We start from the raw sequence: 24,483 nt of genomic DNA, 5'->3' as shown, positions 1-24,483 counted from the left end.
GATCAAGCCTTGATGCGGCTGGCGATGAATTCGCGGTACCACAGCGCGCTGTCTTTCAGCGTGCGCTGCTGGTTCGCATAGTCCACATGCACGATGCCGAAGCGCTTGGCGTAGCCCGAATTCCACTCGAAGTTGTCGAGCAGGCTCCAGAGGAAGTAGCCGCGCACGTCGACGCCTGCGTCCATCGCGTCCTTGAGCGCGGCCAGGTGGCTGCGCACGTAGGCGATGCGCGCCGTATCGTGCACGCGGCCGTTTTCCAGCACGTCCGGATTGGCCATGCCGTTTTCGGTAATGTACACCGGCGGCAGGTCGGGATACTCGGCCTTGAGTTTCAGCAGCAGTTCGGACAGGCCTTCGGGGAAGATTTCCCAGCCCATGTCGGTCACGCCGTGGCGCGCCGGCGCCGGCACGGGCGGGGTGCTGGCGCTGCACCACGAGCGGAAATAATAGTTCGAGCCGAGGAAGTCGATCTTCTGGTGGATGATGGCCAGGTCGCCGTCAGCGACGACGGGGGCGTTCTCGCCATGGCCGCGCAGTGCCAGTTCCGGGTAGCGGCCCTTGAAGATCGGGTCCATGAACCACTGCACCGAGCGTGCATATTCGAATTCGGCCATGTCGCGGTCGGCCTGCGAATCGGTGGCCGCATCGGCGGTCCACTGGTTCAATACGATGCCCAGCTGCGCGCTGCTGCCAACCTCGCGCATCGCGCTCATGGCCAGGCCGTGCGACAGCAGCAGGTGGTGCGAGACCTGGATCGATTGCTTCAGGTCAGCGACGCCGGGTGCGAACTGCGCGTTGCCGTAACCCAGGTTGGCCGTGCACCACGGCTCATTGTGGGTGGCGATCGCCTCGATCCGGTTGCCGAAGCGGCGCGCGATTTCGCGCGCGTAATCGGCGAAGCGGTAGGCGGTCTCGCGATTGAGCCAGCCGCCATCGTCCTGCAGGCCTTGCGGCAGGTCCCAGTGGTACAGGGTCGCGTGCGCGCGGATGCCTTTGCTCGCCAGTTCGGTCAGCAGGCGGTCATAGAAATCGAAGCCCGCTTCGTTCCAGGCGCCCTTGCCATCCGGCTGCACGCGCGCCCAGGCGAACGAGAAGCGGTAGGCGTCCACGCCGATCGAGGCCATGATGCCGACGTCTTCCTGGTAGCGGTGGTAGTGGTCGCAGGCGACAATGCCGTCGCTGCCATCCTTGATATTGTTCTGGTCCAGGCAGAAGGTGTCCCAGATCGACGGCCCCTTGCCATCGACGGCGGCAGCGCCCTCGATCTGGAAGGAACTGGTGGCCACGCCCCAGGTGAAGTCGGAAGGAAAATTATTGCGGAAGTCGAAGTCGGGGCTGTTGGTCATGGAACTCTCGGATCACTGCTGGTGCAGATTCAGGTCAAACAAAAAAAGCAGCGCGCCCACCGGGCGCGCTTGCCATGCTTCAGCTTTTAGAAATCAAAGCCGGTATTCACGCCAACCGTACGTGGTGGCTTGTACTGCGCCAGCCAAGGGCCGAAGCCGTTGAAGGCGCTGGTCTTGATCTTCTTGTCGCCGACGTTGCGCACGAAGGCGTCGACCCACCATTTGTCCTTCGCGTAGCGCAGGCCAAGGTCGGCGCTGGCGTAGGCTTTCTGGCGGTCTTCCGGACCCAGGTCGAACACACTCAGGCTGACGTCATCCTCGTAGCGCGCCGTGATGCGCGGCACCAGGGTAGCACCATCGGCCAGGCGGAACGTGTGCTGGTACTGTACCGTGGTCGAGAACTTCGGTGCGTGCGGCAGCTTGTGACCGCTCACGTCCAGGCAGGTCTCGATGCGGGTGTCGACCGTGCACGGTGGCAGCGCATAGTCGTTCGAGCCGGCGACCAGGTGACCGAGCTTGGTGTCGAGCACGGCCAGTGCGATCGACAGGCGGCCGTCTTTCGCGATACGGGCGGCGATCTCGGTTTCCAGGCCCGTGACCTTGGCGCCATCGGCATTCTCGATGGCCAGGCCACGGCTGCCGTCGGAGAAGCTGACCGGCGAATTGAACTGGAAGTCCTTGAAGTCCATGTAGAACAGCGCGTTGTTGATACGCAGCGCGCCATCCATGAAGGTGCTCTTCGAACCGATCTCGAAGTTGGTCAGCGTCTCTGGCTGGTATGGCAAGCCGCGATCCTGCACGCCGCCCGCCTTGTAGCCGGTCGACACGCTCGCATACACCATATTGTTGCGGTCGATGTCGTAGTTCACGCGCACCAGACCGGTGGCCTTGTTGTCGCTGTAGCGGCCATCGTTCGGCACGCCGGACTGGTAGCCGTTGACCGGATCGCGCGGATCGATCTGCGGATTGAGCGGCAATTGTGGCGCGCTGGCGTCGTAAGCCCAGGTGTAGCCGCGACCGCCAATGTGGACGCGCTTGTCGTGGGTGTAACGCACGCCGCCGGTCAGGTGCCAGGCGTCGGTGATGTTCCAGGTGGCCTGGCCGAAGACGGCCGAGTTTTCCACGGTCTGGTCCGGCTGGATGAACGAACCCTGCCATGCCACGGTGCCATCTTCGGTGCCGTTCATGCCGCCGATGTCGAAGCGGATGTTGTTCTTTTCCTTGCCGTAGTAGGCGCCGACCTGCCAGTCGATGGTGCGCGCGCCGACCGACTGCAGCAGGACTTCGTGGCTGTAGCTGCGGTAGTTGGAGTCGGTCGTGGTGTGTTCCTGGAACTTGCCGCCCGAGATGATCGAGGTCGGAAGGATCGTGCCGCCGTCCTGGTCGAAGCGCATGTCGCCGCTGTACTTGGACCAGCCGGCCACGTATTGCAGCGCGAGGTCGGGGCTGATGTCCCAGCTCAGGCGGCTGCGCACATTGTCGCTGTCACGGTTGACCCATGGCGACGAATCGGACAGCGTCGACCAGTGGTCCTGGCCCGCCCGCGGCGTCTGCATCAGGTTGGCGCTTGGGGTGCCGCGGTCGATGAATTTTTCGTAGGCGATGTTCCAGCGCAGGTTCGGCGCCAGATGCCACAGCAGCGACATGCGCGCTGCCGTCTGGTCCTGGGCGCTGTACTTGTCGCCGCCGGAGACGTAGTTGTTCGGGTTGATCGGGCGGAAGCCGGCAGCGGCGCCGCCGGCGGCCAGGTAGGCAGCGCGCTGTTGCGCGATCGACGGGTTCGGGAATTGCTGGTAATCGACATAGCCGTCATGACGCTCGTGCACGACGGCAAAGCGCAGTGCGGCCGTTTCGGACAGCGGGACATTGACCGCGCCGCGTGTGCCAATGCGGTTGTAGTCGCCGATACCGCCTTCAACATAGCCCGAGCGGCTGTTCAGCTCTGGCTTGACGGTCTGGATATTGACCGCGCCGACGGTGGAGTTGCGGCCCCACAGCGTGCCTTGCGGGCCGCGCAGCACTTCGATGCCTTCGACGTCGAACAGCAGGGCAGTGGCGCCTTCGGCGCGTGGCGAATACACGTTGTCGACGAACGAGGCGACTTCAGGATCGGCGTATTCGGTCTTGGCGCTGTCGTTGCCGATGCCGCGCAGCGTCATCGTGGTCACGCCGTGGTCACCCTGGGCCGTGGCCTGGAAGCCTGGGACCAGTGCGACGACGTCGAGCAGGGTCTGGACATGGTTGTCGGCCAGCGTGGCGGCGGTCAGCGCGGTGACCGCAATCGGGGTGCGCTGCAGCGAGGTCGAGCGCTTGGTGGCGGTCACGACCACTTCGGCAATGCGGCCGTTGTCGACGACGGCGGCCGGGGTGGCGGCGGCGGGCGAGGCCGGATCGGCAGCCGATTGTGCGTGGGCTGTACCGATGCTGGCGAGCAGCGTCAGGATGGCCAGGCGGATAGGGGCGGACGAGGGCGTACGGACCCCTGCCAGTTGGGGCGTCATGGTTGTCATGCTTGTCTCCGATATAGTTTTATGGATGCTGCTTGCGTTAGGACTGATAAGAAATCGGTTTCATCAATCTTGAAAACGGTTTCATAGTAATTTCAACGGTAAAAAAATGTCAATTAGTATTTATGATAGGGAGTAGTGGGTTTGTTGCAGGTCAACGACGGATTGTTTATGAAAGCGTTTCATAAGCATGGTTCAGCCGCCGTTTTATTGGAAAGCTGCGTGATATACTTCAAGCAACAAATTGCCCCGGACCTGTCCAGAACGCTTCATGAAAAACATCGATAGCGGTATCACCACGCTGTACCAGGTCGCCAGCAGGGCAGGCGTGTCGCCGGCCACCGTTTCGCGTTTCTTGAACGGCACCGCCAAGGTGTCGGACGACAAGCGGCGCACGATCGAGCGTGTCATCGATGAGCTCAACTACAAGCCCAACCGCCTGGCGCAAAGCCTCAAGATGGGCAGCACTAACACCATTGGCGTACTGACCCAGTCGCTCGAGAGCGGTTATTTCAACCGCGCCATGGTCGGCATCGAGGATGCGGTCAAGGCCTCCGGCTATGCGCTCCTGATCATGAGCGGCCACTGGCATGCCGACGAAGAAGCCGAGCGGGTCGAGCTGTTGATCGGGCGCCGCGTCGATGGCGTGGCGATCCTGACCGGCAATATGAGCGACAAGCAGATCCTCGACTTTTCGCGCCGCGTACCGATCGTGGCGTTCGGGCGCGAAGTGCAGGGCGAGCGCACGCAGGCGTTTTGCCTGGACAACTACGGCGGCGCCTGCGAAGCGGTGGAATACCTGATCGGCCAGGGGCACCGGCGCATCGCTCATATCGCCGGACCACCCGATCATCGCGATGCGCGCGAGCGCCTGGCGGGCTACAACGACACGCTGGCCAAACACGGCATCGCGAGCGACCCGAGGCTGGTCGTGACGGGCGACTTCAGCGAATCCAGCGGCCTGCTGGCACTCAATAGCCTGCTGGTGGCCAATGTCCGTTTCAGCGCGATCTTCGCGGCCAACGATCTGACAGCCTACGGCGCGCGTCTGGCGCTGTACCGGCGCAATATCCGGGTACCCGAAGACATCTCGCTGGTCGGATTCGACGATCTGGAAAGCTCGATGTACACGACGCCGCCACTGACCACCGTGCGCCAGCCGCTGTACGAAGTCGGCACCGGGATCGGGCAGCGCATGCTGGCCATGCTGGGGCATCAGCAACCGGCAGCCGATGTGCCGGGGTTGAGTCTGGTGGTGCGGGAGTCGGTGCGGCTGGTGTAGACGCCGTGTTGCTGGCAAGCTGGCGCAACATGCTCGAATAAAATCGCTTGCTATTAAATAGCGAGCTATGTAATATGTTGTTCATGGCAGCGCCGAACGTACTCCGCAACAGGTAAGCGGGTCGGCGGGCCAAGGCAACAACCATTTAAATAGCGCGCTATATAATAGCGTTAAATAGTTCGGCGGTCTTCCGCCACCCTCTCAAGGAGTCTCATCATGGCAATCGAAAACGTTCTCTACCGCGCCAACGCCACCGCAACGGGTGGCCGCGAGGGCCGCGCCGTGTCGTCCGACAGCGCACTGGATGTGAAGCTGACCACCCCGAAAGAACTCGGTGGCAATGGTCTGCCTGGCACGAACCCTGAGCAATTGTTCGCGGCAGGCTACTCGGCCTGCTTCCTGGGCGCGATGAAATTCGTCGCCAACCGCGACAAGCTGAAGATTTCGCCGGACGTCGCGGTGGAAGGCACGGTCGGCATCGGCCCGATCCCGACCGGCTTCGGCATCGAAGTCCTGCTCAAGATCAGCCTGCCAGGCGTGCCGGCCGATGAAGCGCAAACGCTGATCGACCGCGCGCACATCGTCTGCCCGTACTCGAACGCGACCCGCGGCAATATCGACGTAACGCTGCAACTGGTATAAGCCCCGGTTGCCTGGGAAACCAGGACCATGCCAATGACGAAACAGCCGGGGTCAGGTCTGACATTCGGACACGATCTCGACAGTCAGGTAGAAAAAGCCGGGGTCAGGTCTGACATTCGGACACGATCTCGACAGTCGAGTAGTTGGAACGGCTGATACCGGGCCAGTCTGATACCGGGCATGGTACCGTTGGAAGTGGTTAAGGCTGAGGTCGTGTCTGAATGTCAGACCTGACCCCGGCCGTGATCTGTTGCGAATGATTGAAAAGCAGGCCGCTTGGGAACCAAGATCGTGCCGATGATGAAAAAGGCTGCCTGGGGGCAGCCTTTTTTCGTGCGCCCGCACTAAAAATCAATGTCATTTTTTAGTCAGGATTTAACAATTGGCCTTGGCTTTAGTTGAGGGGCTGCGCGAAGCAAGGTAATTTCCTAAGAAAAACCTTTGCCATGAAACTTTCTTCTCTTTGGCAGGTCATCAACTGCCGCTTTGGCACCAGAATCTGCGCTTTTTGGTGCGACGCAGCAAATCCTGATTGTGACTACCAAGCTCTCTAATACCGCAAGAGACGCAATATATCGTTACATATTTCGCGATTTACAGGATTTTTTTGTGATTTTTGATATGATATTGTTATTTGGTGATGTATTCGAGCCAATGCTTTCATCATTTATGTGTGAATGCAAAACAACGGTTGAAAATATTTTTCCGCTTTGAAAACCATAGCGAAAAAAGGTGTTTAGAATTGCGCTCCATCAGATGCCTGAAGTAAATATTTCACGCGCGGCTGGCTTCTGAAGAGCACTTTGGCAATCCTTTGACACCTCAATAATTTAACAATTCACCGCTTTCATGCACACCCCTGTTTCCGCGCCGCGCCGTTCGTCGTTTGTCCTCGCCCAAGCCCAGCAATATTCCCTCCCACTCGTCTTTGCACTGTTCGGCCTGATCATGGGTTCGTGGGCTGGCCGTATCCCCGCGCTGGCCGCCGGCGTCAATGTGTCGCATGCGGCACTGTCGATGGTGCTGGTCTGCGGCGGCCTCGGCGCCGTGCTGTCGTACCCGGTGTCATCGTTCATGATGGGCCGCTTCGGCGCCCGCAAGACCATCCTGCTCGCAGGCATGGCGCTGTTGAGTGTGCTGGTGTCGATCGGCATGGCGCCGACGGTACCGCGCCTGATGATGTCGGTGCTGATGCTGGGCGTGACCGCCAGCATCTTCGACGTGGCAATGAATTCGGCAGCGGCGCGCCGCGAAAAAGTCAGTGGCAAGTCGGAAATGTCGCGTCTGCACGGCCTGTGCTGCGCCGGCGGCCTGGTTGGCGCCACGCTGGGCAGCCTGATGGCCAGCCTCAAGATCGCACCGGCAACCCACTTCCTGATGCTGGCTGGTCCCCTGGCGGTGGTGCTGTGGATGGCCTTTAGCGTGCTGGAAGCCGATGAAGTCGGCGTCCAGGTCGAGAAAAAATCGTTTGCACTGCCACGTGGTCCGCTGGTGCTGCTGGGTCTGCTGGGCTTCTTCGGTTCGATGGCCGAAGGCAGCATCGCCGACTGGAGCGGCATGTTCCTCAAAGAACACTTCGGCGCATCGGATGGCCTCGCGCCGCTGTCGCTGTCGGCGTTCTCGGTGATGATGCTGATCTCGCGCATGTTCGGCGACAAACTCAAAGAGCGCCACGGCGCCAAGCGCCTGGTGAGCACCGGCGCCATGGTCGCGGCCGCCGGCCTGTTCTTCGCAGTGCTGGCCCCGAACGCCTATGTCGCGCTGATCGGTTTCGCGGTTGCGGGTGTTGGCCTGGCGCTGGTGTTCCCGTTCGTGTTCAGCGCGGCCGGCGCGCAAGGCCCGGCGGCCCTGGCCGCAGTGGCCAGCATGGCTTACAGCGGCAGCCTGATGGGCCCGCCAGCCATCGGCGCCGTCGCCCACTTTATCGGCATGCAGGCAGCCATTGCCTATATCGGCGCGCTGTCGATCGTGATCGCGATGGTGGCATGCCGTACCCGCATGCTGAAGTGATGGATGTGCGGCCCTGAATGGCCGCATGCCTGAGCTGCCAACATCGATGCAGACGTTGCCGCAAGGCCCGTCTGCATTGTCGTTTCTGGCTCAGCCCGTTGCTTGCTTGAGCCACTCGCGCGGCGAGGCGCCCATCATGGTCGTGAAGGCGCGCGTGAACGTGGACGGGCTGGTGTAGCCGGCGCGGCTGCTGACCTGCTTGACCGGCATGCCCTGGCGCAGCAGGCGGCTGCCGACACCGATGCGCCAGCGCGTCAGGTATTCGCCCGGTGGCATGCCCATCACGTCGCGGAAGCGTTCAGTGAACGCGGCGCGCGACATGCAAGCCACCTTGGCCAGCGATTGCAGGCTCCATGGCTCATGCGGGCGCTCGTGGATAGCCGTCAGTGCCAGCGACAACTGGCGATCCGACAGGCCGGCCAGCAGGCCCAGCGACAAGCGGCCACTGTCGAATTCGCGCCGGATCACCTGGATCAGCAACACGTCGCAAAGACGATCGAGGATCACTTCGCGGCCCGGTTCGGTCTGGCTGGCTTCGCTGAACAACAGGTCGAGCGTCGAGCGCAGACCGGGCATTTCGCTCAGCAGCATGACGAGACAATTGGGCAGCACGCGCGACAGCGGATTGCTCATCTCGTCCTGAAACTGGATGTGGGCACACAGGAGGTTGGCGGTGTGGCCGGGATGTACCTGCAGACGGTGGCTGGCACCGCGCGGATAGAACAGCAGCGACGGCTCGGTCACGGTGATGACCTCGCCATCTTCATGGATGAAATCGACTGGACCCTCGCGCACCACGTGCAGCTGGCCGGAGACACCGTTTTCGGTGAATTGATTGGTATCGCAAAACGCACCGTTGTAGAAAAGACGGGCATTGAAAGAGTGGCGACCGACCAGTGATGACAGTTTGTCCATGACAGTACGATTTAGATAGATAGCTACCTATTCTGGACGAAAAGCGATATTTCTGCGTGGAAATCCGTGAGATTTCATCCGGAATACAACGCTCTCTGGTCACGAAGACCACACAATTTTCTCTAATAAATTAACGACTTAGAGAATAATCGGTTGCGAAGAAAGCGAGACGGACAGTGACAGAATGCAACATAACCTGTCTATACATATGTAGGGCGGATTTCATCGATTCGACCGGTTCAATCTCAGTTCAATGTGCTTGCCGGTCTGTTGCCGTCAATGCTGGTCTATGGTGGCTATGAGAAGGCAAACACTCAGTACACATACTGGTCAATCCATCCGTTCGCTCCATAAATGTGTGGGCAGCCACCCCAAATCCCGAACGATGAAAGGCGGTATCATTTGACGATCTCATTGACCGTTTATTCACCATGCTGCATACGCCTGCCTCCTTTACGCCACTGTTTGCGCCGCATCCCGATCCGGCCCCATTGAACTTCCTGTTCTACAAGGGACAATTGCTGGTGCGTGAAGACGGGCCGGCGCTGCCCGATGCCGCGCTGCTCGAACAGGTTGGCGCCTTGCGCGACTACCTGCAGCCGCTCGGCCTGCTCGATGGTCGCTATTGCCAGACCGGCTGGTTCGATGCTGAACCGGTACTGCCAGCAGGGTATGCCTGGCGTGGCCTGCGCGCGCTGTTTGGCGTGATGGACGAGTCCCTGGTGGGCGTTGCCGGTCGCGCCGCCCAGGTCGCGGAATGGGCGCGCACCCACCGCTTCTGCGGCGTGTGCGGCAGCGGCACGGTGCTGGCCACCGGTGAGCGCTGCTTCAAGTGTCCGCAGTGCGGGCACATGGCCTATCCGCGCATCTCGCCGGCCATGATGGTGCTGATCCGCAAGGGCGATCAGGTGCTGCTGGCCAAGCACGTGCTGCACGCAACGCAGCGTTTCGTGCCGCTGGCAGGCTTCCTGGAAGCGGGCGAGTCGATCGAAGAATGCATCACGCGCGAAGTGTTCGAAGAAGTCGGCCTGCGCGTGCACAATCCGCGTTACTTTGCCAGCCAGTCATGGCCGTTCCCGCATTCGCTGATGCTGGCCTTCACGGCCGATTATCTGGATGGCGAGATCCGGGTGGACCCGGCCGAAATCGCCGAGGCGCGCTGGTTCGGTCCGGATGACGAGTGGCCGGAACGGGTACCGCAGATCTCGATCTCGAGCGTGCTGATTGACGCGCACCGGCCGCCCGGCACGTAACGCCTGGACGTAACGCCTGACGTGGCGCTACGGCGCCACCGGCACGCTGGCAGGGACGCCACCGGCTGTGAGACCGGATTGCGGCGCCGCCGGGCCGGCGTGGTGCGCCATGGCCTGCCCGACCCGCACGGGGGCCGGCTTGGTGCCCGTGCTGCGCAGGTTGATCGCGCGCTGCAGGATGTCGAACCAGAACGGCGCGCCGAACAGTGTCGTGCTGGCCGTGATCAGCCAGCCGGCGACCTGCAGCGCGAATGCGGCATCCGGGACCGGCGGAAAGCTGCCCCAGCCGATCGGCAGCGCCGCCAGATCGTTCACCAGATTCGCATCGAGCGCGGCGGGTACGGCGTGGACGCCGGCGGACAGGGCCGGGTGCCGCCACAGCGTCTGGAACAGGTGGATGCTGTCGATATTGAGCAGGATTGCCAGCAACAGCGCCAGAAGAAACGAGACCAGCAACTGGCGCCGTTTATAGGCGCCCGACAGGCGCGCCATGGCGCTGTCGAACCAGCCGCCCAGCGCCGCCTGGAAGCGCTGCACGTCGCCGCCGGTTTGCACGTACAGCGTGCTTAGCGTGCGCCGCAATTGCGGATCGGGCACGGCGGTGATGGCGGCATCGAGCGCTGCGCCGCCCCCGCGAATCGCGTCGATCAGGGCCAGCGCGAAGTTGACCGGTTCGATGTAGGATGGACCGGGATGGCGCGGCGCATGCGGGTCGGTGAGATCGTCATGCGCACTGATCAAGAGGTGTGCGTAGACCGCCCGCGCCGTGCCGGTGAACTGCGGGTCGCGCAGCATGCGCTGGATGCAGTCGCGCAGCATGCCGGCGCGCAGGCCGAACGCAGCCGACAATGCCTCTTGCAAGGTGGCGACTGTCAGCGCCAAAGAGCCGTAGCAGAATGCCATGCCGATGACGACTTCCATGACCGTGCTGCCGAACATGACGCTCTCCCCGAGTGGTGGCCGTGTTCAACGTTATGAGATATGTCGCATGCAGAGGATGATTTAGCGCAAGAATAGGGCTGCCCCGACCGGGGTCAGACGTTTTCTATATACTGGCGGCAATCGTTATTTTAGGGTGCACCATGTCTGACAAAGAAGCTTTCACCGAACACGACTGGCGTCGTCTGCTGACATCGCTGGGCGAAAATCCGGACCGTCCCGGCCTGATCGAAACGCCTGCGCGCGTGACCAAGGCCTGGAAACACTGGACTTCGGGCTACCAACAGAGCCCGGTGGAAGTGCTCAAGGCGTTCGAAGATGGCGCCGAAGAATACAACGAGCTGATCGTCGTGCGTGGCATCCCGGTCTACAGCCATTGCGAGCACCACCTGGCGCCGTTCTTCGGCAAGGCCACCGTCGGCTACCTGCCGAACGGCAAAATCGTCGGCCTGTCGAAGCTGACCCGTCTGGTCGATATCTTTTCCAAGCGCCTGCAGGTGCAGGAACGCATGACGATGCAGATCGCCAATGCGCTGATGGAAGTACTGGAACCAAAAGCAGTGGGCGTGGTCATCAAATGCCGCCACCTGTGCATGGAAAGCCGTGGCATCCGCGCCATCGGCGAAGAAACCATCACATCGACCCTGCTGGGCGAGCTGCAACCCAACCTGGCGTTGCGCACCGAGTTCCTGGCGCTGGCGCGAGACTAGCGTCGTTCAACGATTTTGGGTAGACTGTAAATACAGCTAGGGAACCTGTTCCAGATCCGGGCCTCCAAGCTGTTTTGGAGGTCACCATGGACCGAGCTGTCTACCCCAGCGATATTCCCCGCGAACACTTCGAGGGCGTGCGTGCCATGCTTGAAGCGGCGCGCCGCAAGACACGACCGCGCAAGCACGATTTGTACGACGTGTTTTGCGCCGTGCTCTACTTTTTGCACAACGGCGCCACCTGGCGCGCGATGCCGCCGGATTTCCCGCCGTGGCGCACGGTGCACGAGTATTTCACCCAGTGGACCATGCAACGCGAGAACGGCCAGTCGCTGCTTGAAAACGTGCTTGAAAAATCAGGCCGCGAGCTCGAGCTGACACGCCTGCGCGCGCTGATGCAGCGCTACTGAGCGGTTACTCCCTGGCCGCTTCCGGCTTCTCGAAACTGAGTTTGTTGTCGCTGTCCAGCGTGAAGATGCCCAGTGGCAGGCCGGTGACTGCGTCCGCGTCGGGCGCCTTCAACTCACTGCACGTGGTGGTGTCGATCTGCCACGCCTGATCGTCTGCACGCAGCGTGTAGACGTTGTTGCCGTTGCCGAAGAGTTCGACCTGCAAGTCGGCCAGCCACACCGAGCCCAGTTCGTACTGGCGCTGGCACTCAGGCAGGCGCGACATGACAACGCGCAGCGTGCCTTCTTTCGTCCAGAAATTGTCCTTCTCCACCTTCAGCGTGATCGCGTGATCGGTATTCAGGTCGATCACGTACGTCGACGTTTCGATGAAGCAGCCGCTCAGCAGCAGCGGGGCCAGGAAGATGAGTGGAAGGCGCATGGGCAAGTCCGTTGTTCATTGATGCAGTTGCTGCCGAGTATAGCAACTGGCCTATGCGCGTGGGCAATTCCGTGGGGGCACGCTTATCATGCAAGCGACAGCAGATCCGCCGGCGTCCCGAACTCGCGCTCCGGTGCCACCCGGCGCAGCGCTTCAATCGACGCATAGCCCCAGCCGACCGCCCCGAACGCAATCCCGGCCCGGCGCGCGGCATCGCCATCGGTGGTCTGGTCACCGACATACAGCGCCTGGATCGCCGGCACTGTGGCATGGCGCACGACCTTGCGGATGCGCGCCGCCTTGCCGAAGATCGACATGCCGCATTCATAGTGCCCCATCAGGCTTGCCAGTTCCGGCCCTAGCACGTCGCGCACATTGTCTTCGGCATTGGACGAGACCACCGCAAGGCGCACGCCGTTGCGGTCGAGCTCGCGCAGTGTGTGGGCGATGCCGTCGAACAGCGCGATGCGGCCGGTGGCGCCGCGCATGCGGTCGATGAATGAGCGCGAGGCCATCGGCAGTTTCCAGGCCGGCATGCCGACATGGCGCATGATGTCGCGCGGGCCGTAGTGGCGCAGCTGCTCGGCCTGCGCGGCGTCGACGCGCCGGAAACCGTGCTGGTCGGCGATCTCGTTGAACACGCTCATGAAGAAGGGCCACGAGTCGGCCAGCGTGCCGTCGAAGTCGAAGATCGCCAGGCGATAGCTCATGCGCGGGTCAGTGGAATGGAAGTCATGCGGCGATTATAGAGACCGCAGAGCCGGCACGTCGCCGTCAGCGCATGGCCTGCGTACCGCCCGCCTGCAGCGACTGGCGCAACCGCGTCGCATCGCGCCCCGGCGACATGCCGAAGAGGCGCGCGTACTCGCGTGAAAACTGCGAGCTGCTTTCGTAGCCGACCGCGTGGCCTGCGCTTGCGGCATCGGTCGATCCGGCCAGCATCAGGCGCCGCGCTTCCTGCAGCCGCAGCTGCTTCTGGTACTGCAGGGGACTCATCGACGTCACGGTCTTGAAGTGTTCGTGCAGTGTCGATGAACTCATGCCCACCTCGCCAGCCAGGCGCTCCACGCTCAGTGGCCGGTTGTAATGGTTCTTGATCCAGCAGATCGCCCGCGTCACCTGCGCCATGCGGCCGTCGCCGCGCGCGCAGTAGCGCACCGTGTCGGCCTGCTCGCCGGTGAGCAGGCGATAGTGGAATTCCTTCAGCAGCAGTGGCGCCAGCACCGCGATGTCGTGTGGTGCATCGAGCAGGCGCACCAGGCGGCTGGCGACCTCGAGCAGGGCAGGCGTGGTCTCGCTCAGGAACAGTCCGCGTGCCGGCGGCATGCCGCGCGCGGCCGGGCGCGCCGGCAGTTCCAGGTCGAGCGTGGCGAGTAACTGCGCATCGAGGTCGATCCGCAGGCACAGATAGGGTTCATCCTCGGTCGCCAGCGTCACGCAGCCGGTCACCGGCAGGTCGACCGACACCACCAGAAACTTGGCCGTGTCGTAACGGTAGTCAGTGCCGCCCAGCGAGACCAGCTTGGCGCCCTGCGCGATGATGCACACGGCCGGCGTATGCAGAACGCGCAGCGGCTTGGTGGTCTGGCCGCTGCGGATCAGCCACATGCCGGGAACCGGGCTTTCGTGCAGGCCGTCGCCTGGGACGTGCTGCGCAATCTGGGTGGCGAGGTCGCGGATCGCTTGCATGGACAGTTTCTCGGGTCGGTGGACAACGTGCCATTAGACCACCGGCAGCGCGTGCGATGGTCCGGGAAGATTGCACAATCCTCCGGCGGCGCGCAGGATCAGGTTTCGCACGGGCCATCCGGAACACCCGCATTGAGTACGATGCACATGGTGGCCATCCGTGCGCGTTCGACGTACTCGGCGCCGGCAACGATGCCTGCATTGGACTCCGGACAGCGCGCGGCGCCGCCATTGCAGGCGACGGCCCTGATCTGCACGATGCGTTTTACCTGCGACACGCTCGTCTGCCCGGATGCGCGCTCACCCTCCTGGTAGTCCGTGAACTGGCAGTCTACGCTGACGTTAAATCCGGTTTCGTTCTTGAACTGGCCCAAGTCGGTCATGCCCGACGCTGTTGGGCATGTCTTGAAGCCCCATTCGATGCCGGCGCGCGCGACCAGGCTCGCCCTGGCGCCGAGCAGCGCCTGGTTCACCGTGCTTTGCTGGGTGCCGGTGAGGCGCAGCAGCGCAGTCGCCATCCCGGCCACCACCACCAGCAGCACGATCGCCGCGATATACGCGAACCCGGATTGGGCACGCACATTTGTATACAAGCGGATCATGGCGTGTTGTCCACGTGGGCGCCGAGCGTGAGCGGCACCGATTCGCCCTTGCCGCTCAGGGTCAGCTGGAGCTGGACGAAACCGCTTTGCTGCGTGGCGCCCTGGTTGGCGGCATAGACGAAGTTGCAGGCAGTGACGCCGGTGGCGACCAGCGCCGAATTACCCGTCGGTGCCGCGCAGCGCGGCGCCAGCGACAGGGACGGATAGGTAACGCGGCGCAGCGTACCCGCGCTGATATTGCAGACATAGGCGACCGTCTGCTCGGCGGCTGGCACGACCGAGAAGCGTGCGCCCGTGTAGTTGTCCGGGGCGCGCACACCGGTGCCTTTGAGTGTGATGCTGTAAGCAGCAACAGGGGTGGACAACAGGACCGCGCTTTGCACCATACCGACATTTTTCTCGCTATGCACATCATTTGCATTCTGGTTGCCGATGACGATCCTGTCATTTTCGCTCGGCTGCTTGTTCCACCTGGTCAAAACGTCGAACCTGGTTTTTTTGGTGGTTTCATCGAGAAAGTCGCCCGACGCGGTCGCCGTGCTGTAATCCTGGTCACTGCGATAGCGCCCGCCATCGCTGCTGGGCACCAGCTCCAGGCACTGGTTGCCACTGACCCGCAGCGAGTTGGGCACGGCGCGGCGCACGTCGGCCACGATCCGGCGCAGCGCGGTATCGGCCTGGCCCGTCAATGCTGCGCGCTGGCCCACCGCAAGATAGGCGCGGATCGCCGGCAGCACCTGCATGGCGAAGATGCCGCCGAGAATCCCGATCAGGACGATGACGACAATCAGCTCGACGAGCGAGAACCCGCGTTGTGACTTGATGAACGATTGCGTCATGGCTTGGTTCTCCACCCGGTCAGGACCAGGTTCTGGTCGCCGTTCCAGACAGTGACGACAATGCGTTTCACATCCGAAGTCGCCACGCTGGGCAGCGTCTGCCCCGTAGAGTCCACCGTCACGGCGACCCGGTAAAGTTCGAGGCCGGCAATGGCATTGCCGTCGACGTCGGTCACGGTCTGTTTGGCATAACTGGCGTAATCATCGAGTGCGTCGAACTGCGCACGCGTGGATTTCGTGCCCGTCGTGGACTCGTACGGCTTGAGCATGACCTCTTCCATCATGGTCTCGCCAATGGCCAGCATCTGCTGCGTGATCAGGGGATCGGCGCTGGCGATGCTGGCGCGGTTATAGACCGTCATCAGTCCCGCCAGTGCGATACCAACGATCACCATCGCCACCACCAGTTCGACCAGCGTGACGCCGGCCATGCGGCGCTTATTCGACATAGCCGGTGCTCCCTTCGAAGGCGATCGTGCGCTGGGTCTTGCCAGCAAGCTGGATGGCGATACTGACGTTGCCAAGCGGCGCGCCGGCGGGCGCGTCGGTGATCGTGCCATCGGGCTGGAAGTACAGATTGGCAGGGGCACCCGTCATGGTGACCGTCGTATCGCTGCTGTCGTAGGTGTCGTTGTCGGCGCGTTGCAGCAGCGGGCCGAAGGCAGCAGTACAGGGCTCGGTCGTGGTCGAAGGTGCGGTACGGATGCGCATGACCAGCGTGCGCTCGGTAGTTGCCAGGCACACGACGCGCCGATGCGACACTGCCGACGTTTGTGCATGGCGTAGCGCACTGGCCACCTGGTCGCCAAAGACCAGTGCGCCGGTGGTATTCCCGCCCATCAGTTTGGGAATGCCGATCGCCGCCAGCACGCCGACCATCACCATCACCATGATCAGCTCGACCATCGTGAAGCCGCGCTGGCGCCTCAATTGAACACCTCGCGCACGTGGATGATGCGGCGGTTTTCGGCCTGGAAGATGCCGAAGGTGGCGCGTGCAGATGGATCTGCCTGTCTTGGCGTCTGCCCTGGACAGGTGATCGTTGTGCGCATCCAGGGCATTTTGCTGGCGATGCTGGAACCCTTGGTTGTCAGGCACGAGGTGTCCGGTCCGGACGCGCCGAGGTTGATGGCAACGTCGATCGACCCTGGCTGGCTGCTTGTAAGTGGCAGCACGCCTGCACCTCGCGTGAGTCTGACCGTCTGTTTGCTGGTGGAGAGCGTGTTACCCGTCGATGCCGTCAGTGCGAAAGCATCCGCCGGGATCACCGTAAAGCCGTCCTGATCGTTCAGCACCCAGCTCCTGCCACTCCAGTACTCGACCGTCACCGGCATCTCGACCGGACTCGTGCCGGTGCGGCCGAAGCGGCTACCGATGCGTACACGGCCGGTACGGATCCAGGGGCGCACCTGCTCCGTCCCGGCCAGGCCTGTCCCCACGGGCGCGGTGGCGGACGTGATGAACAGTTCAGGCTTGGTCTCGCCATTGTCGGCGCGCACGCGGATCTGCACCGGCGCCTGCCTGACGTTCGTGAACGCATACGTAGCCTGCGGGATCGACGTCCCCGACAGCGGCGTCATGCCGGACGAAAAGCCATTGGCCGCATACGTACCGCTCAGCGTGCCGGGGGCCGTGGTGAAGGCCGTGCCGTCCTCCTGCAGCGCGCTGAATTTGATGGTCTGACCGGCGCCGACTCCTTTCGGATAATTTTTCGTCAGCGCGCCTTTGCGGTTGATGGCCGTGAGCCTGAGCATGACCGGCTCGCCCGCATAGTAGAAATTGGCGGTCTTGCGCGCCGCATCGTTCAACTCGACCTGGAAGGCCCACGGCACGAACGGGCCGACCCTGGCCGCGCACACGTTGTTGACCAGGCCGCCGGTCGTGCTGCTGATGTCGATGGCGCTGCCCAGAAAATCGTTCCGGGCGGCGATCAGATCGAGGTAGCCCGCCTCGTTGAAATTCATCGTGGCCGTTGCCACGCCTTGCGTGAATTCGACCGACACCGGCGGCAGGTTGCCGGTCAAGCCGCCGCCGATGCAATCGGGGCCGAGCGTCGTCAGCGTGGCGTTCTTGCCCAGCACCGTATCGGTGTTCAGGCCGGCCGCATGGAAATTCGGCGTGGGGTCGCCTGCCAGATTCTTGGCCAGGAGTTTGACGTTGAAGTCGGCCCCTGCGCGCATCGATGCGGGGTACTCGAAGTCGAAATGATCCGGCGCCACGATGAACTCTTTCTTGCCCGTGACCTTGTCCAGCTTGGCATTGAGCGCGACCTTGCCGGCGTCGGGGTAGACCAGCGTCAGCTTGCCGGTGCCGGTGCTGTCGAAGCTGGTCGACAGCGACGTGGTACCGGTGGCATTGCAGGCGAACGACTGGGCGTTCACGCCCATCTTGAGCGTGCCCGAGGTCGGCAGCACGTAGTTGCAGCTGTACTCGACGTTCTTCGTCTCGTTGTAAAAGCCCGGGATGCAGGCGGTGGCCGTTGCATTCGCCTTGAGCGCCTGGATCGTGGCATTGATCGTGTTGCCGGCTTTATGGTCGGGCACCTTGATCTCGAAATTGACGTCGCCAGTAAAGTTCATGTCACAGCTCGACGTTCTGGTCGCGCTGTTATAGCACTGGACCGGGGCCGAGGTGCCGGTCAGCGCGAGCCTGGTGACGCCGGTCGCGATGCTCGTCGCATTGGCCGTCGTGGTGCCAGTCGAACCGATGACGACCGCAGCGCCGCCCGGTTGCAGCGTGGCACTGGCGCCACCGCTAAAGTGCGGTGCGTTGCAGCCCGCGTTGGCGCAGGCGGTCACGGTCACGCTTTCACTGGTGCAGGTGCCGGCGCTGCCGTCGTGCGTGATCAACAGGTATTGCAAGGTGCCCGCCGCCGGCTTGGCGGCCTCGCATGTCGGCCCTTTGGGCGTGTCGACCGGATTGCCGCTCTGGTTGTCCACGCAGTCGCACATGCCGGGGCGCGTGCCTGTCTTGCAGATGATTTTCTTGGCCACACGGCCATTCCACTCCAGCTTGGCAAAGTCGACCGCTGCATTACCCGTGATGAGCGCGTCCGAGGCTTGCAGCGTCATCTGGCCGGTGTCGACGTTGCCGTCGATCGTGCTGCCCGAGCCCAGGAACAGGCTCGTGGACGCCTTGACGTCGCCCGTGATTTTGACCGGCGTACCAATGGTGATGGCGGTACCGGTGACAGGGCCGGTGATCGTCGTGTTCGACCCGATGGTGACAGGACCAGTGGAGACCAGCGTACCGGTGATCTGCAAGGTCGAGCCGCTGCCCAGCACCAGCGTCGCGGCGCTGATGTCCGCCTTGAACGTCTGCACCTGATTGCCAGCGGTGAAGGTTTTGGCAGAACTGAAGGAACCTCCGGACACATTGAGGTTGCCAGGCGGGAGATCGGCAATGCTCAGGTTGCCGGTACTGGTCAGGCGCGCGGTGCCCGACATCGTCAGGCCCTGGTTGTAGCCGAACGTGAAATCGGACTGCACGCTGACGGTATAACCAGTGTCGATGACGATCCGGTCGTCCCCTGCGATTCCTGCGCTGCTGGGGCAGGTGTAGACCTTGCCCGACAGCGAGCAGCCATACACTGCGGCACCGCCGAAGCGGTATGTCGTGCCGGCCTGGGCGGCGCCGGTTGCAAGCAGCAGGGCGAACAGGGCCAGCGCCGTGCGCAGGATCAGCGAGAACGGGGAAGTGAAATACACAAGGAAACCTGCACGAAACGGGATGAACGAAAGTGTGCACTGGATTGCCGTACAGCCACAATAGATTTTTCACTCAGGCAACCATTCGACAGCTTTCCGCGCACCGGGTGCGTGGTATGGACAACGGTGTGTGGCTATCGTGGAAACAGTCTTACAATAGTTTCCACCTTATTAACGTTAGCGGACACCATGGCCTATATCCAACCAAGCGGCTGGCGCGAACTGTCCGTCACGGGCGCCGCCGCCCGCGAAATCGAGACGCTCGCCTACCTGGAGCAGCGCCTGGCCGACACGCCCTACGTGATCTACCACGGTGTGCACTGGACGAATGTCGAGCAGGGTTATTCGGTGTACGGCGACGTCGACTTCATCGTGCTCGCGCCGAATGGCCGCATCCTGGTCATCGAGCAGGTCGCCGGCTTTTTGAACGAGACGCCGGAAGGCCTGGTCAAGAGCTACCAGGGCAAGCCGCGCAAGGTGCGCACGCAGATCCTGGCCACGATCGAGGGCCTGGCCAAGCGTTTCCAGGGGAAGCTGTCGATCGACTACCTGCTGTACTGTCCCGACTACATCGTGCGCGATCAGCCGCTGGCCGGCATCGATGCCGACCACATCATCGATGCATCGAACAAACCCAAGCTGGCACGCGTGATCCGCGAGGCGCTGCCCATCACCGAGCGCACCGACGACTTCGACAAGGTCACGCGCTTCCTGGGCGACACGCTGAACCTGCGGCCCGATCCGAGCGCCATGATCGGCAATGCCGAGGCGATGGTCACGAAACTCTCGGGCGGCCTGGCCACCTGGGCGCGGCGGCTCGATTTCTCGCCATTCCGGCTGCACGTGATCGGCACCGCCGGCAGCGGCAAGACCCAGCTGGCGCTGGCCGAATACAGCGCCGCCATCGACGCCGGCCTGCGTCCGCTGTATGTCTGCTTCAACCGGCCGCTGGCCGACCACATCGAACGGCTGGTGCCGGCCGGCGGGCGGGTCGCGACCTTCCACATGCTGTCGGACGCCTGGTTGCGCGCGCAGGACATCACGCCCGATTACGCAGCGGCGGATGTGTGGGAAAAGATCGAAGCGTCGATGGCTGACGCAACCTTGCCCGAGACGTGGCAATTCGACGTCGTCATCGTCGACGAGGGCCAGGATTTTTCGGTGGCGTGGCGCGATATCGTGCTGCGCATGCTGAAAGAGGGGGGCCGCGCGATCTGGATGGAAGACCCGGACCAGAACCTGTACGGCCGCGGGATGGTGCCGCTGCCGGGCTGGGTGACGCTGCATTCGCATGTCAACTACCGCAGCCCGCGCCAGATCGTCGACATGCTCACGTCCATCGGCGCATCGCACCAGCCGGTGGAGGCGGGCAGCCCGTTCAAGGGCGCCGACATCGAAGAGCTGACCTATCCCGAAGGCGACGTCGAGGCGATGCTGGCGCAGACGCGGCGCGCCGTGACGTCGTGCCTGGCGGCCGGCTTCGGGCGCCAGGACATCGCGATCTGCGCATTTCGCGGCCGCGAAAAGTCGGCGATTTTGCAGCTCGATCGCCTGAGCGACGCGCACTCGCTGCGCTCGTTCACGGGGGCGTATGACCTGTTCGGCACGCCGGTGTTCCGCGAAGGCGGATTGCTGGCCGAATCGGTGTACCGCTTCAAGGGGCAGTCGGCGCCGGCGCTGATTTTTACGGAGATCGATTTCGCGGAGCTCGACGAGCAGACGCTGCGCAAGCTGTTTGTGGGGATGACACGCGCGCGGCTCAAGCTCGTGCTGGTGATGAGCGAGCGCGCGTCGTTGCAGATTGTGGATCGGATGAGCGGGCGGTGAGATGGACGGGGTTGCCCCGTCCATGCGATCTCGTTATGCCGCCAATGCGTCCGAATTCGGCTCTGCACTGACCACATGGCGGTTCACTGCCGACAGTACCGACTTGAACGACGCCGTCACGATATTGCTGTCGATGCCGACACCGAACAACGTCGGGCCATTGCCCACCCGCAGCTCGACATAGCACGCCGCACGGGCATCGGCGCCCGAGCCGATCGCATGCTCGTGGTAATCCATCAGGCGAATCTCGAGGCCCAGCGCCGTGACGAATGCATCGATCGGGCCGTTGCCGCGACCAGAGAACACCTGCGGCGCATGGTGACGGGCCACATCGACTTCGAGCTGCACGTCGTGCGCGCTGTCTTCGGTCATGCGGTGCGCGATGTAGTGATACGGCTCCTGCTGATCCAGGTACTCACGTGCGAACAGCGCGTGCAAATCGGCCGGGTTGATTTCGCGACCGCTCTCGTCGGCCTGGCGCTGCACGACGCGCGAGAACTCGATCTGCAGGCGGCGCGGCAGTTGCAGGCCGTATTCCTGCTCGAGCAGATACGCCATGCCGCCTTTGCCTGACTGGCTGTTGACGCGGATGACCGCATCGTAGCTGCGCCCCAGGTCGGCCGGATCGATCGGCAGGTACGGCACTTCCCAGATGGCGTCGGCCTGCTGCTTCGCAAAACCCTTCTTGATCGCATCCTGGTGCGAACCCGAGAACGCCGTGAACACCAGATCACCCGCATACGGATGGCGCGGGTGCACCGGCAATTGGTTGCAGTCCTCGACCAGCTGGCGCACGGCATCGATGTCGGAGAAGTCCAGGCCCGGGTGCACGCCCTGCGTGTACAGATTCATCGCCAGCGTGACCAGATCGACGTTGCCGGTGCGCTCGCCGTTACCGAACAGGCAGCCCTCGACGCGGTCCGCACCGGCCATCACGGCCAGTTCAGCAGCGGCGACGGCGGTGCCGCGGTCGTTGTGCGGGTGGACGCTGATGACGAGCGATTCGCGGTTATTCAGGTTACGGCACATCCACTCGATCTGGTCGGCGTAGACATTCGGCGTGGCCGCTTCGACGGTCGACGGCAGGTTGACGATCATCTTGTTGGCCGGCGTCGGCTGCCAGACGGCGCTGACCGCATCGGTGATCTGCTTCGAGAAATCCAGCTCGGTCGTCGAGAACGATTCCGGCGAATACTCCAGGCCCCACTGGGTCTGCGGATGCTGGGACGTCAGATCCTTGATCAGCTGCGTGCCCTTGACCGCGATCTGCACGATCTCGTCGCGCTCCATATTGAAGACCACACGGCGGAACACGGGCGCGACCGAGTTGTAGACGTGGACGATCGCACGCTTGGCGCCGACGGCCGATTCGACAGTGCGGCGAATCAGCTCATCGCGCGACTGGGTCAGCACGATGATGGTGACGTCGTCCGGGATGTGCTTGTCGTCGACCAGCATGCGCACGAAATCGAAGTCGGTCTGCGACGCGGATGGGAAGCCCACCTCGATCTCCTTGATGCCGATCTTGACCAGCATCTTGAAGAAGCGCAGCTTCTTCTCCGGGCTCATCGGCTCGATCAATGCCTGGTTGCCGTCGCGCAGGTCGGTGCTCATCCAGATCGGCGGCGTGGTGATGGTGCGGCTTGGCCACTGGCGGTCTGCCAGGTCGATGGCAGGGAAGGGACGGTACTTTGCGGCGGGATTGGTCAACATGATCGGGTGCTCCTGATTGGTTTGGTCACTGGGCGGCGGTAGGGCCTTGGGTGGCGGAGGCTGCCGGGCGGGCCACGAAACGCGAGGCCCGGCAACCGGTCGGTAGGTTTAGCGCTGCGGATGGGACGCAAGCGCTCGCCGCCAGGATGGACCCGGTGAGGAAAAACGATGAAGCGAAAATTGGCGTGGTAGACATCTGCGACTTTCCTGCTGCTGTGGGGACCGGCGTGTGCCGGGCGTACGGCCGAACGATCAGGCGCGTAGTAGCAGTGCAGCTAGCGATAGCGCGCCAGCGGCTGGGAGAGTGTTCGACAGATGCAGGGTGAAAGACATAATTTCGACTTTAAGGAACTCGGCGCCGTATGTCAAGCGGACAATAGGCGCGTGTGGAAAAGAAAGTACGGGAATTCGGGCGAGTTCTCGGCGGCAGTCTGAGTGGCTCATACGGCTTTTGGGTCGTCGTTTATGCAGGTGCCATGGAAGAGAGTGCCTGCTCTCAGGATGGCGCGTGATAGCATCGACGGCGATACTTTCTGGAGATTTTGCCAATGCGCCGTCCTGTTGATGATGTGTCCCGTTCGCGCTTGAATCTGCTTGGCGCCCTTGGTTTGATGGCGCTGCTGGCCGGTTGCGGTGACGGCATCCCGAAGGACAAGGACAAGGACGATGACAAGCCGCCACCGGCACCAACGGCGGCGCTGTCGGTGTTCGCGGGCGACCCGACTGCCGACGGGACCATGGACGGCACCGGCACGGCGGCGCGCTTCAGCAATCCGCACGGGCTGGCGATCGACAGCAGCGGCAACGTCTACGTGGCAGATCGCGGCAACTACGTCATCCGCAAGATCACGCCGGACGGTGTGGTGACCACGCTGGCCGGCGGCGCAGGGCAGAGCCGGCTGACCAATGGCGCCGCCGCCAATGCGCGCTTCGTCAATCCGGTTGCGTTGACGGTGGGGAGTGGCGGCACGGTGTATGTCGCGGATGATGTGAATATCCGCAGCATCACAACGGGTGGTCAGGTCGCGACGGTGACCACGATCCCGGTTGGCAGCAACGTCGCGACAGCGAGCCGGCCTGACGTCACGCCAGGCGCGATTGCCGTCGACGCCAACAACAATCTCTACATCACCAACAACTACGGCACGCGCCGCTTCGCCATTGGTGCGGGCGGGACGGGGATTCTGGAAGGGCAGAACACGGTGGGCGACCTGTTCGGCACGCGGACGCTGGCACCGCGCGGGGTGGCGGTGGACAGCAGCAATGTCGTGTACTTGTTCGACCTCGAGCGTGAGATCAGTCGCTGGAATCCGACAGCCAATTTTGGGTCGGACAATCTGTTTACGATCGCTGGTGCGCCGAACGTTCGCGGCGCGGTGAACGGCACCGGCAACGCGGCGCGGTTCGAGCAGGTCGTGGCGCTGACGGTTGATCCGCAGGGCAATCTGTATGCGGCCGATGCGGTGAATAATCTGGTGCGCAAGATTACGCCGACGAGTGTGGTGACGACGGTGGCAGGGACGGCGCGGGCGACGACGTTGCGGGTTGGGGATTTACCGGGGAGCTTGGGCGATGTTCGCGGCATCGTTACGGACGGTAAAGGGCTGCTGTATGTGACGTCGGGGAATGCGGTGGTCAAGATTCGGCTGCGGTAAACGGCACGTCGGCGAT

At 62.8% G+C, this 24,483-nt stretch carries 20 protein-coding genes and 1 pseudogene; 8 read left to right on the top strand and 13 right to left on the bottom strand.

Annotated features, from left to right (window positions below):
- Window positions 1–2: 2 nt before the first annotated feature.
- Window positions 3–1,346: a GH1 family beta-glucosidase gene (locus tag AC56LY_RS18800; protein WP_499582197.1), complete on the bottom strand. Its 1,344-nt coding sequence runs from the start codon at window positions 1,344–1,346 to the stop codon at window positions 3–5.
- An 86-nt stretch (window positions 1,347–1,432) separates the two neighbouring features.
- Window positions 1,433–3,856: a TonB-dependent receptor gene (locus tag AC56LY_RS18795; RefSeq protein ID WP_499582195.1), complete on the bottom strand. Its 2,424-nt coding sequence runs from the start codon at window positions 3,854–3,856 to the stop codon at window positions 1,433–1,435.
- Between the two features lie 268 nt (window positions 3,857–4,124).
- Between AC56LY_RS18795 and AC56LY_RS18790 the strand changes: the two genes are divergently transcribed.
- The 3 genes from AC56LY_RS18790 (at window position 4,125) to AC56LY_RS18780 (ending at window position 7,787) form a co-directional block, all read left to right on the top strand.
- Window positions 4,125–5,135: a LacI family DNA-binding transcriptional regulator gene (locus AC56LY_RS18790; RefSeq protein WP_499582193.1), complete on the top strand. Its 1,011-nt coding sequence runs from the start codon at window positions 4,125–4,127 to the stop codon at window positions 5,133–5,135.
- 216 nt (window positions 5,136–5,351) lie between these two features.
- Window positions 5,352–5,777, top strand: a complete 426-nt coding sequence (locus tag AC56LY_RS18785) for an organic hydroperoxide resistance protein (RefSeq protein WP_499582191.1) — start codon at window positions 5,352–5,354, stop codon at window positions 5,775–5,777.
- A gap of 849 nt (window positions 5,778–6,626) precedes the next feature.
- Window positions 6,627–7,787, top strand: coding sequence for an MFS transporter (locus AC56LY_RS18780; protein WP_499582189.1), 1,161 nt, complete (start codon window positions 6,627–6,629; stop codon window positions 7,785–7,787).
- Between the two features lie 90 nt (window positions 7,788–7,877).
- Here AC56LY_RS18780 and AC56LY_RS18775 read toward each other — a convergent pair whose 3' ends face one another.
- Complete coding sequence (locus AC56LY_RS18775; protein WP_499582188.1) at window positions 7,878–8,702, bottom strand: AraC family transcriptional regulator; 825 nt, start codon at window positions 8,700–8,702, stop codon at window positions 7,878–7,880.
- Window positions 8,703–9,133: 431 nt separating this feature from the next.
- On the opposite strand from AC56LY_RS18775, the gene nudC reads away from it, so the two are divergent.
- On the top strand, window positions 9,134–9,955 hold the full coding sequence (nudC, locus tag AC56LY_RS18770) for an NAD(+) diphosphatase (protein WP_499582186.1): 822 nt from the start codon (window positions 9,134–9,136) through the stop codon (window positions 9,953–9,955).
- Window positions 9,956–9,982: 27 nt separating this feature from the next.
- On the opposite strand, the gene AC56LY_RS18765 is transcribed toward nudC, so the two are convergent.
- Window positions 9,983–10,894, bottom strand: coding sequence for a hypothetical protein (locus tag AC56LY_RS18765; protein ID WP_499582184.1), 912 nt, complete (start codon window positions 10,892–10,894; stop codon window positions 9,983–9,985).
- A 143-nt stretch (window positions 10,895–11,037) separates the two neighbouring features.
- Here AC56LY_RS18765 and folE point away from each other — a divergent pair, with 143 nt between their 5' ends.
- Both folE and AC56LY_RS18755 read left to right on the top strand, forming a co-directional pair.
- On the top strand, window positions 11,038–11,604 hold the full coding sequence (folE, locus tag AC56LY_RS18760; RefSeq protein ID WP_482896576.1) for a GTP cyclohydrolase I FolE: 567 nt from the start codon (window positions 11,038–11,040) through the stop codon (window positions 11,602–11,604).
- An 86-nt stretch (window positions 11,605–11,690) separates the two neighbouring features.
- Window positions 11,691–11,966 (top strand): annotated as a pseudogene (locus tag AC56LY_RS18755) (transposase); the annotation flags it as partial.
- A gap of 52 nt (window positions 11,967–12,018) precedes the next feature.
- On the opposite strand, the gene AC56LY_RS18750 reads toward AC56LY_RS18755, so the two are convergent.
- From AC56LY_RS18750 to AC56LY_RS18715, 8 genes are all read right to left on the bottom strand, one after another.
- Window positions 12,019–12,435 (bottom strand): hypothetical protein, encoded by a 417-nt coding sequence (locus tag AC56LY_RS18750; RefSeq protein WP_499582183.1) that lies wholly within the window; start codon window positions 12,433–12,435, stop codon window positions 12,019–12,021.
- Between the two features lie 86 nt (window positions 12,436–12,521).
- Window positions 12,522–13,145 carry an HAD hydrolase-like protein gene (locus AC56LY_RS18745; RefSeq protein WP_499582181.1) on the bottom strand — a complete coding sequence of 208 codons (624 nt, stop codon included), beginning with the start codon at window positions 13,143–13,145 and terminating at the stop codon, window positions 12,522–12,524.
- Window positions 13,146–13,209: 64 nt separating this feature from the next.
- Window positions 13,210–14,124 carry an AraC family transcriptional regulator gene (locus tag AC56LY_RS18740; RefSeq protein ID WP_499582179.1) on the bottom strand — a complete coding sequence of 305 codons (915 nt, stop codon included), beginning with the start codon at window positions 14,122–14,124 and terminating at the stop codon, window positions 13,210–13,212.
- Window positions 14,125–14,222: 98 nt separating this feature from the next.
- On the bottom strand, window positions 14,223–14,726 hold the full coding sequence (locus AC56LY_RS18735) for an MSHA biogenesis protein MshP (protein WP_499582177.1): 504 nt from the start codon (window positions 14,724–14,726) through the stop codon (window positions 14,223–14,225).
- On the bottom strand, window positions 14,723–15,565 hold the full coding sequence (locus AC56LY_RS18730) for a type II secretion system protein (RefSeq protein WP_499582175.1): 843 nt from the start codon (window positions 15,563–15,565) through the stop codon (window positions 14,723–14,725). Before AC56LY_RS18730 ends, AC56LY_RS18735 begins: the two co-directional genes overlap by 4 nt.
- On the bottom strand, window positions 15,562–16,014 hold the full coding sequence (locus tag AC56LY_RS18725) for a prepilin-type N-terminal cleavage/methylation domain-containing protein (RefSeq protein ID WP_499582173.1): 453 nt from the start codon (window positions 16,012–16,014) through the stop codon (window positions 15,562–15,564). Before AC56LY_RS18725 ends, AC56LY_RS18730 begins: the two co-directional genes overlap by 4 nt.
- Entirely contained in the window at window positions 16,004–16,495 is a 492-nt protein-coding gene (locus AC56LY_RS18720; protein ID WP_499582171.1) for a pilus assembly FimT family protein, read from the bottom strand. Before AC56LY_RS18720 ends, AC56LY_RS18725 begins: the two co-directional genes overlap by 11 nt.
- Window positions 16,492–19,272, bottom strand: a complete 2,781-nt coding sequence (locus AC56LY_RS18715) for a DUF6701 domain-containing protein (RefSeq protein ID WP_499582169.1) — start codon at window positions 19,270–19,272, stop codon at window positions 16,492–16,494. The genes AC56LY_RS18720 and AC56LY_RS18715 overlap by 4 nt, the downstream gene beginning before the upstream one ends.
- Before the next feature lie 189 nt (window positions 19,273–19,461).
- Between AC56LY_RS18715 and AC56LY_RS18710 the strand changes: the two genes are divergently transcribed.
- A complete protein-coding gene (locus tag AC56LY_RS18710; protein WP_499582167.1) occupies window positions 19,462–21,099 on the top strand; it encodes an ATP-binding domain-containing protein in 1,638 nt (545 codons plus the stop codon).
- Between the two features lie 33 nt (window positions 21,100–21,132).
- Here AC56LY_RS18710 and leuA read toward each other — a convergent pair whose 3' ends face one another.
- Window positions 21,133–22,815 carry a 2-isopropylmalate synthase gene (leuA, locus tag AC56LY_RS18705; RefSeq protein WP_183555319.1) on the bottom strand — a complete coding sequence of 561 codons (1,683 nt, stop codon included), beginning with the start codon at window positions 22,813–22,815 and terminating at the stop codon, window positions 21,133–21,135.
- Window positions 22,816–23,360: 545 nt separating this feature from the next.
- Here leuA and AC56LY_RS18700 point away from each other — a divergent pair.
- A complete protein-coding gene (locus AC56LY_RS18700) occupies window positions 23,361–24,467 on the top strand; it encodes an NHL repeat-containing protein (RefSeq protein ID WP_499582165.1) in 1,107 nt (368 codons plus the stop codon).
- Window positions 24,468–24,483 lie beyond the last annotated feature (16 nt).

This window comes from Telluria sp. ZT3P25, assembly GCF_059685895.1.
The sequence above is the reverse complement of the archived record's forward strand: the minus strand, read 5'-3'. Positions and strand labels throughout refer to the sequence as shown.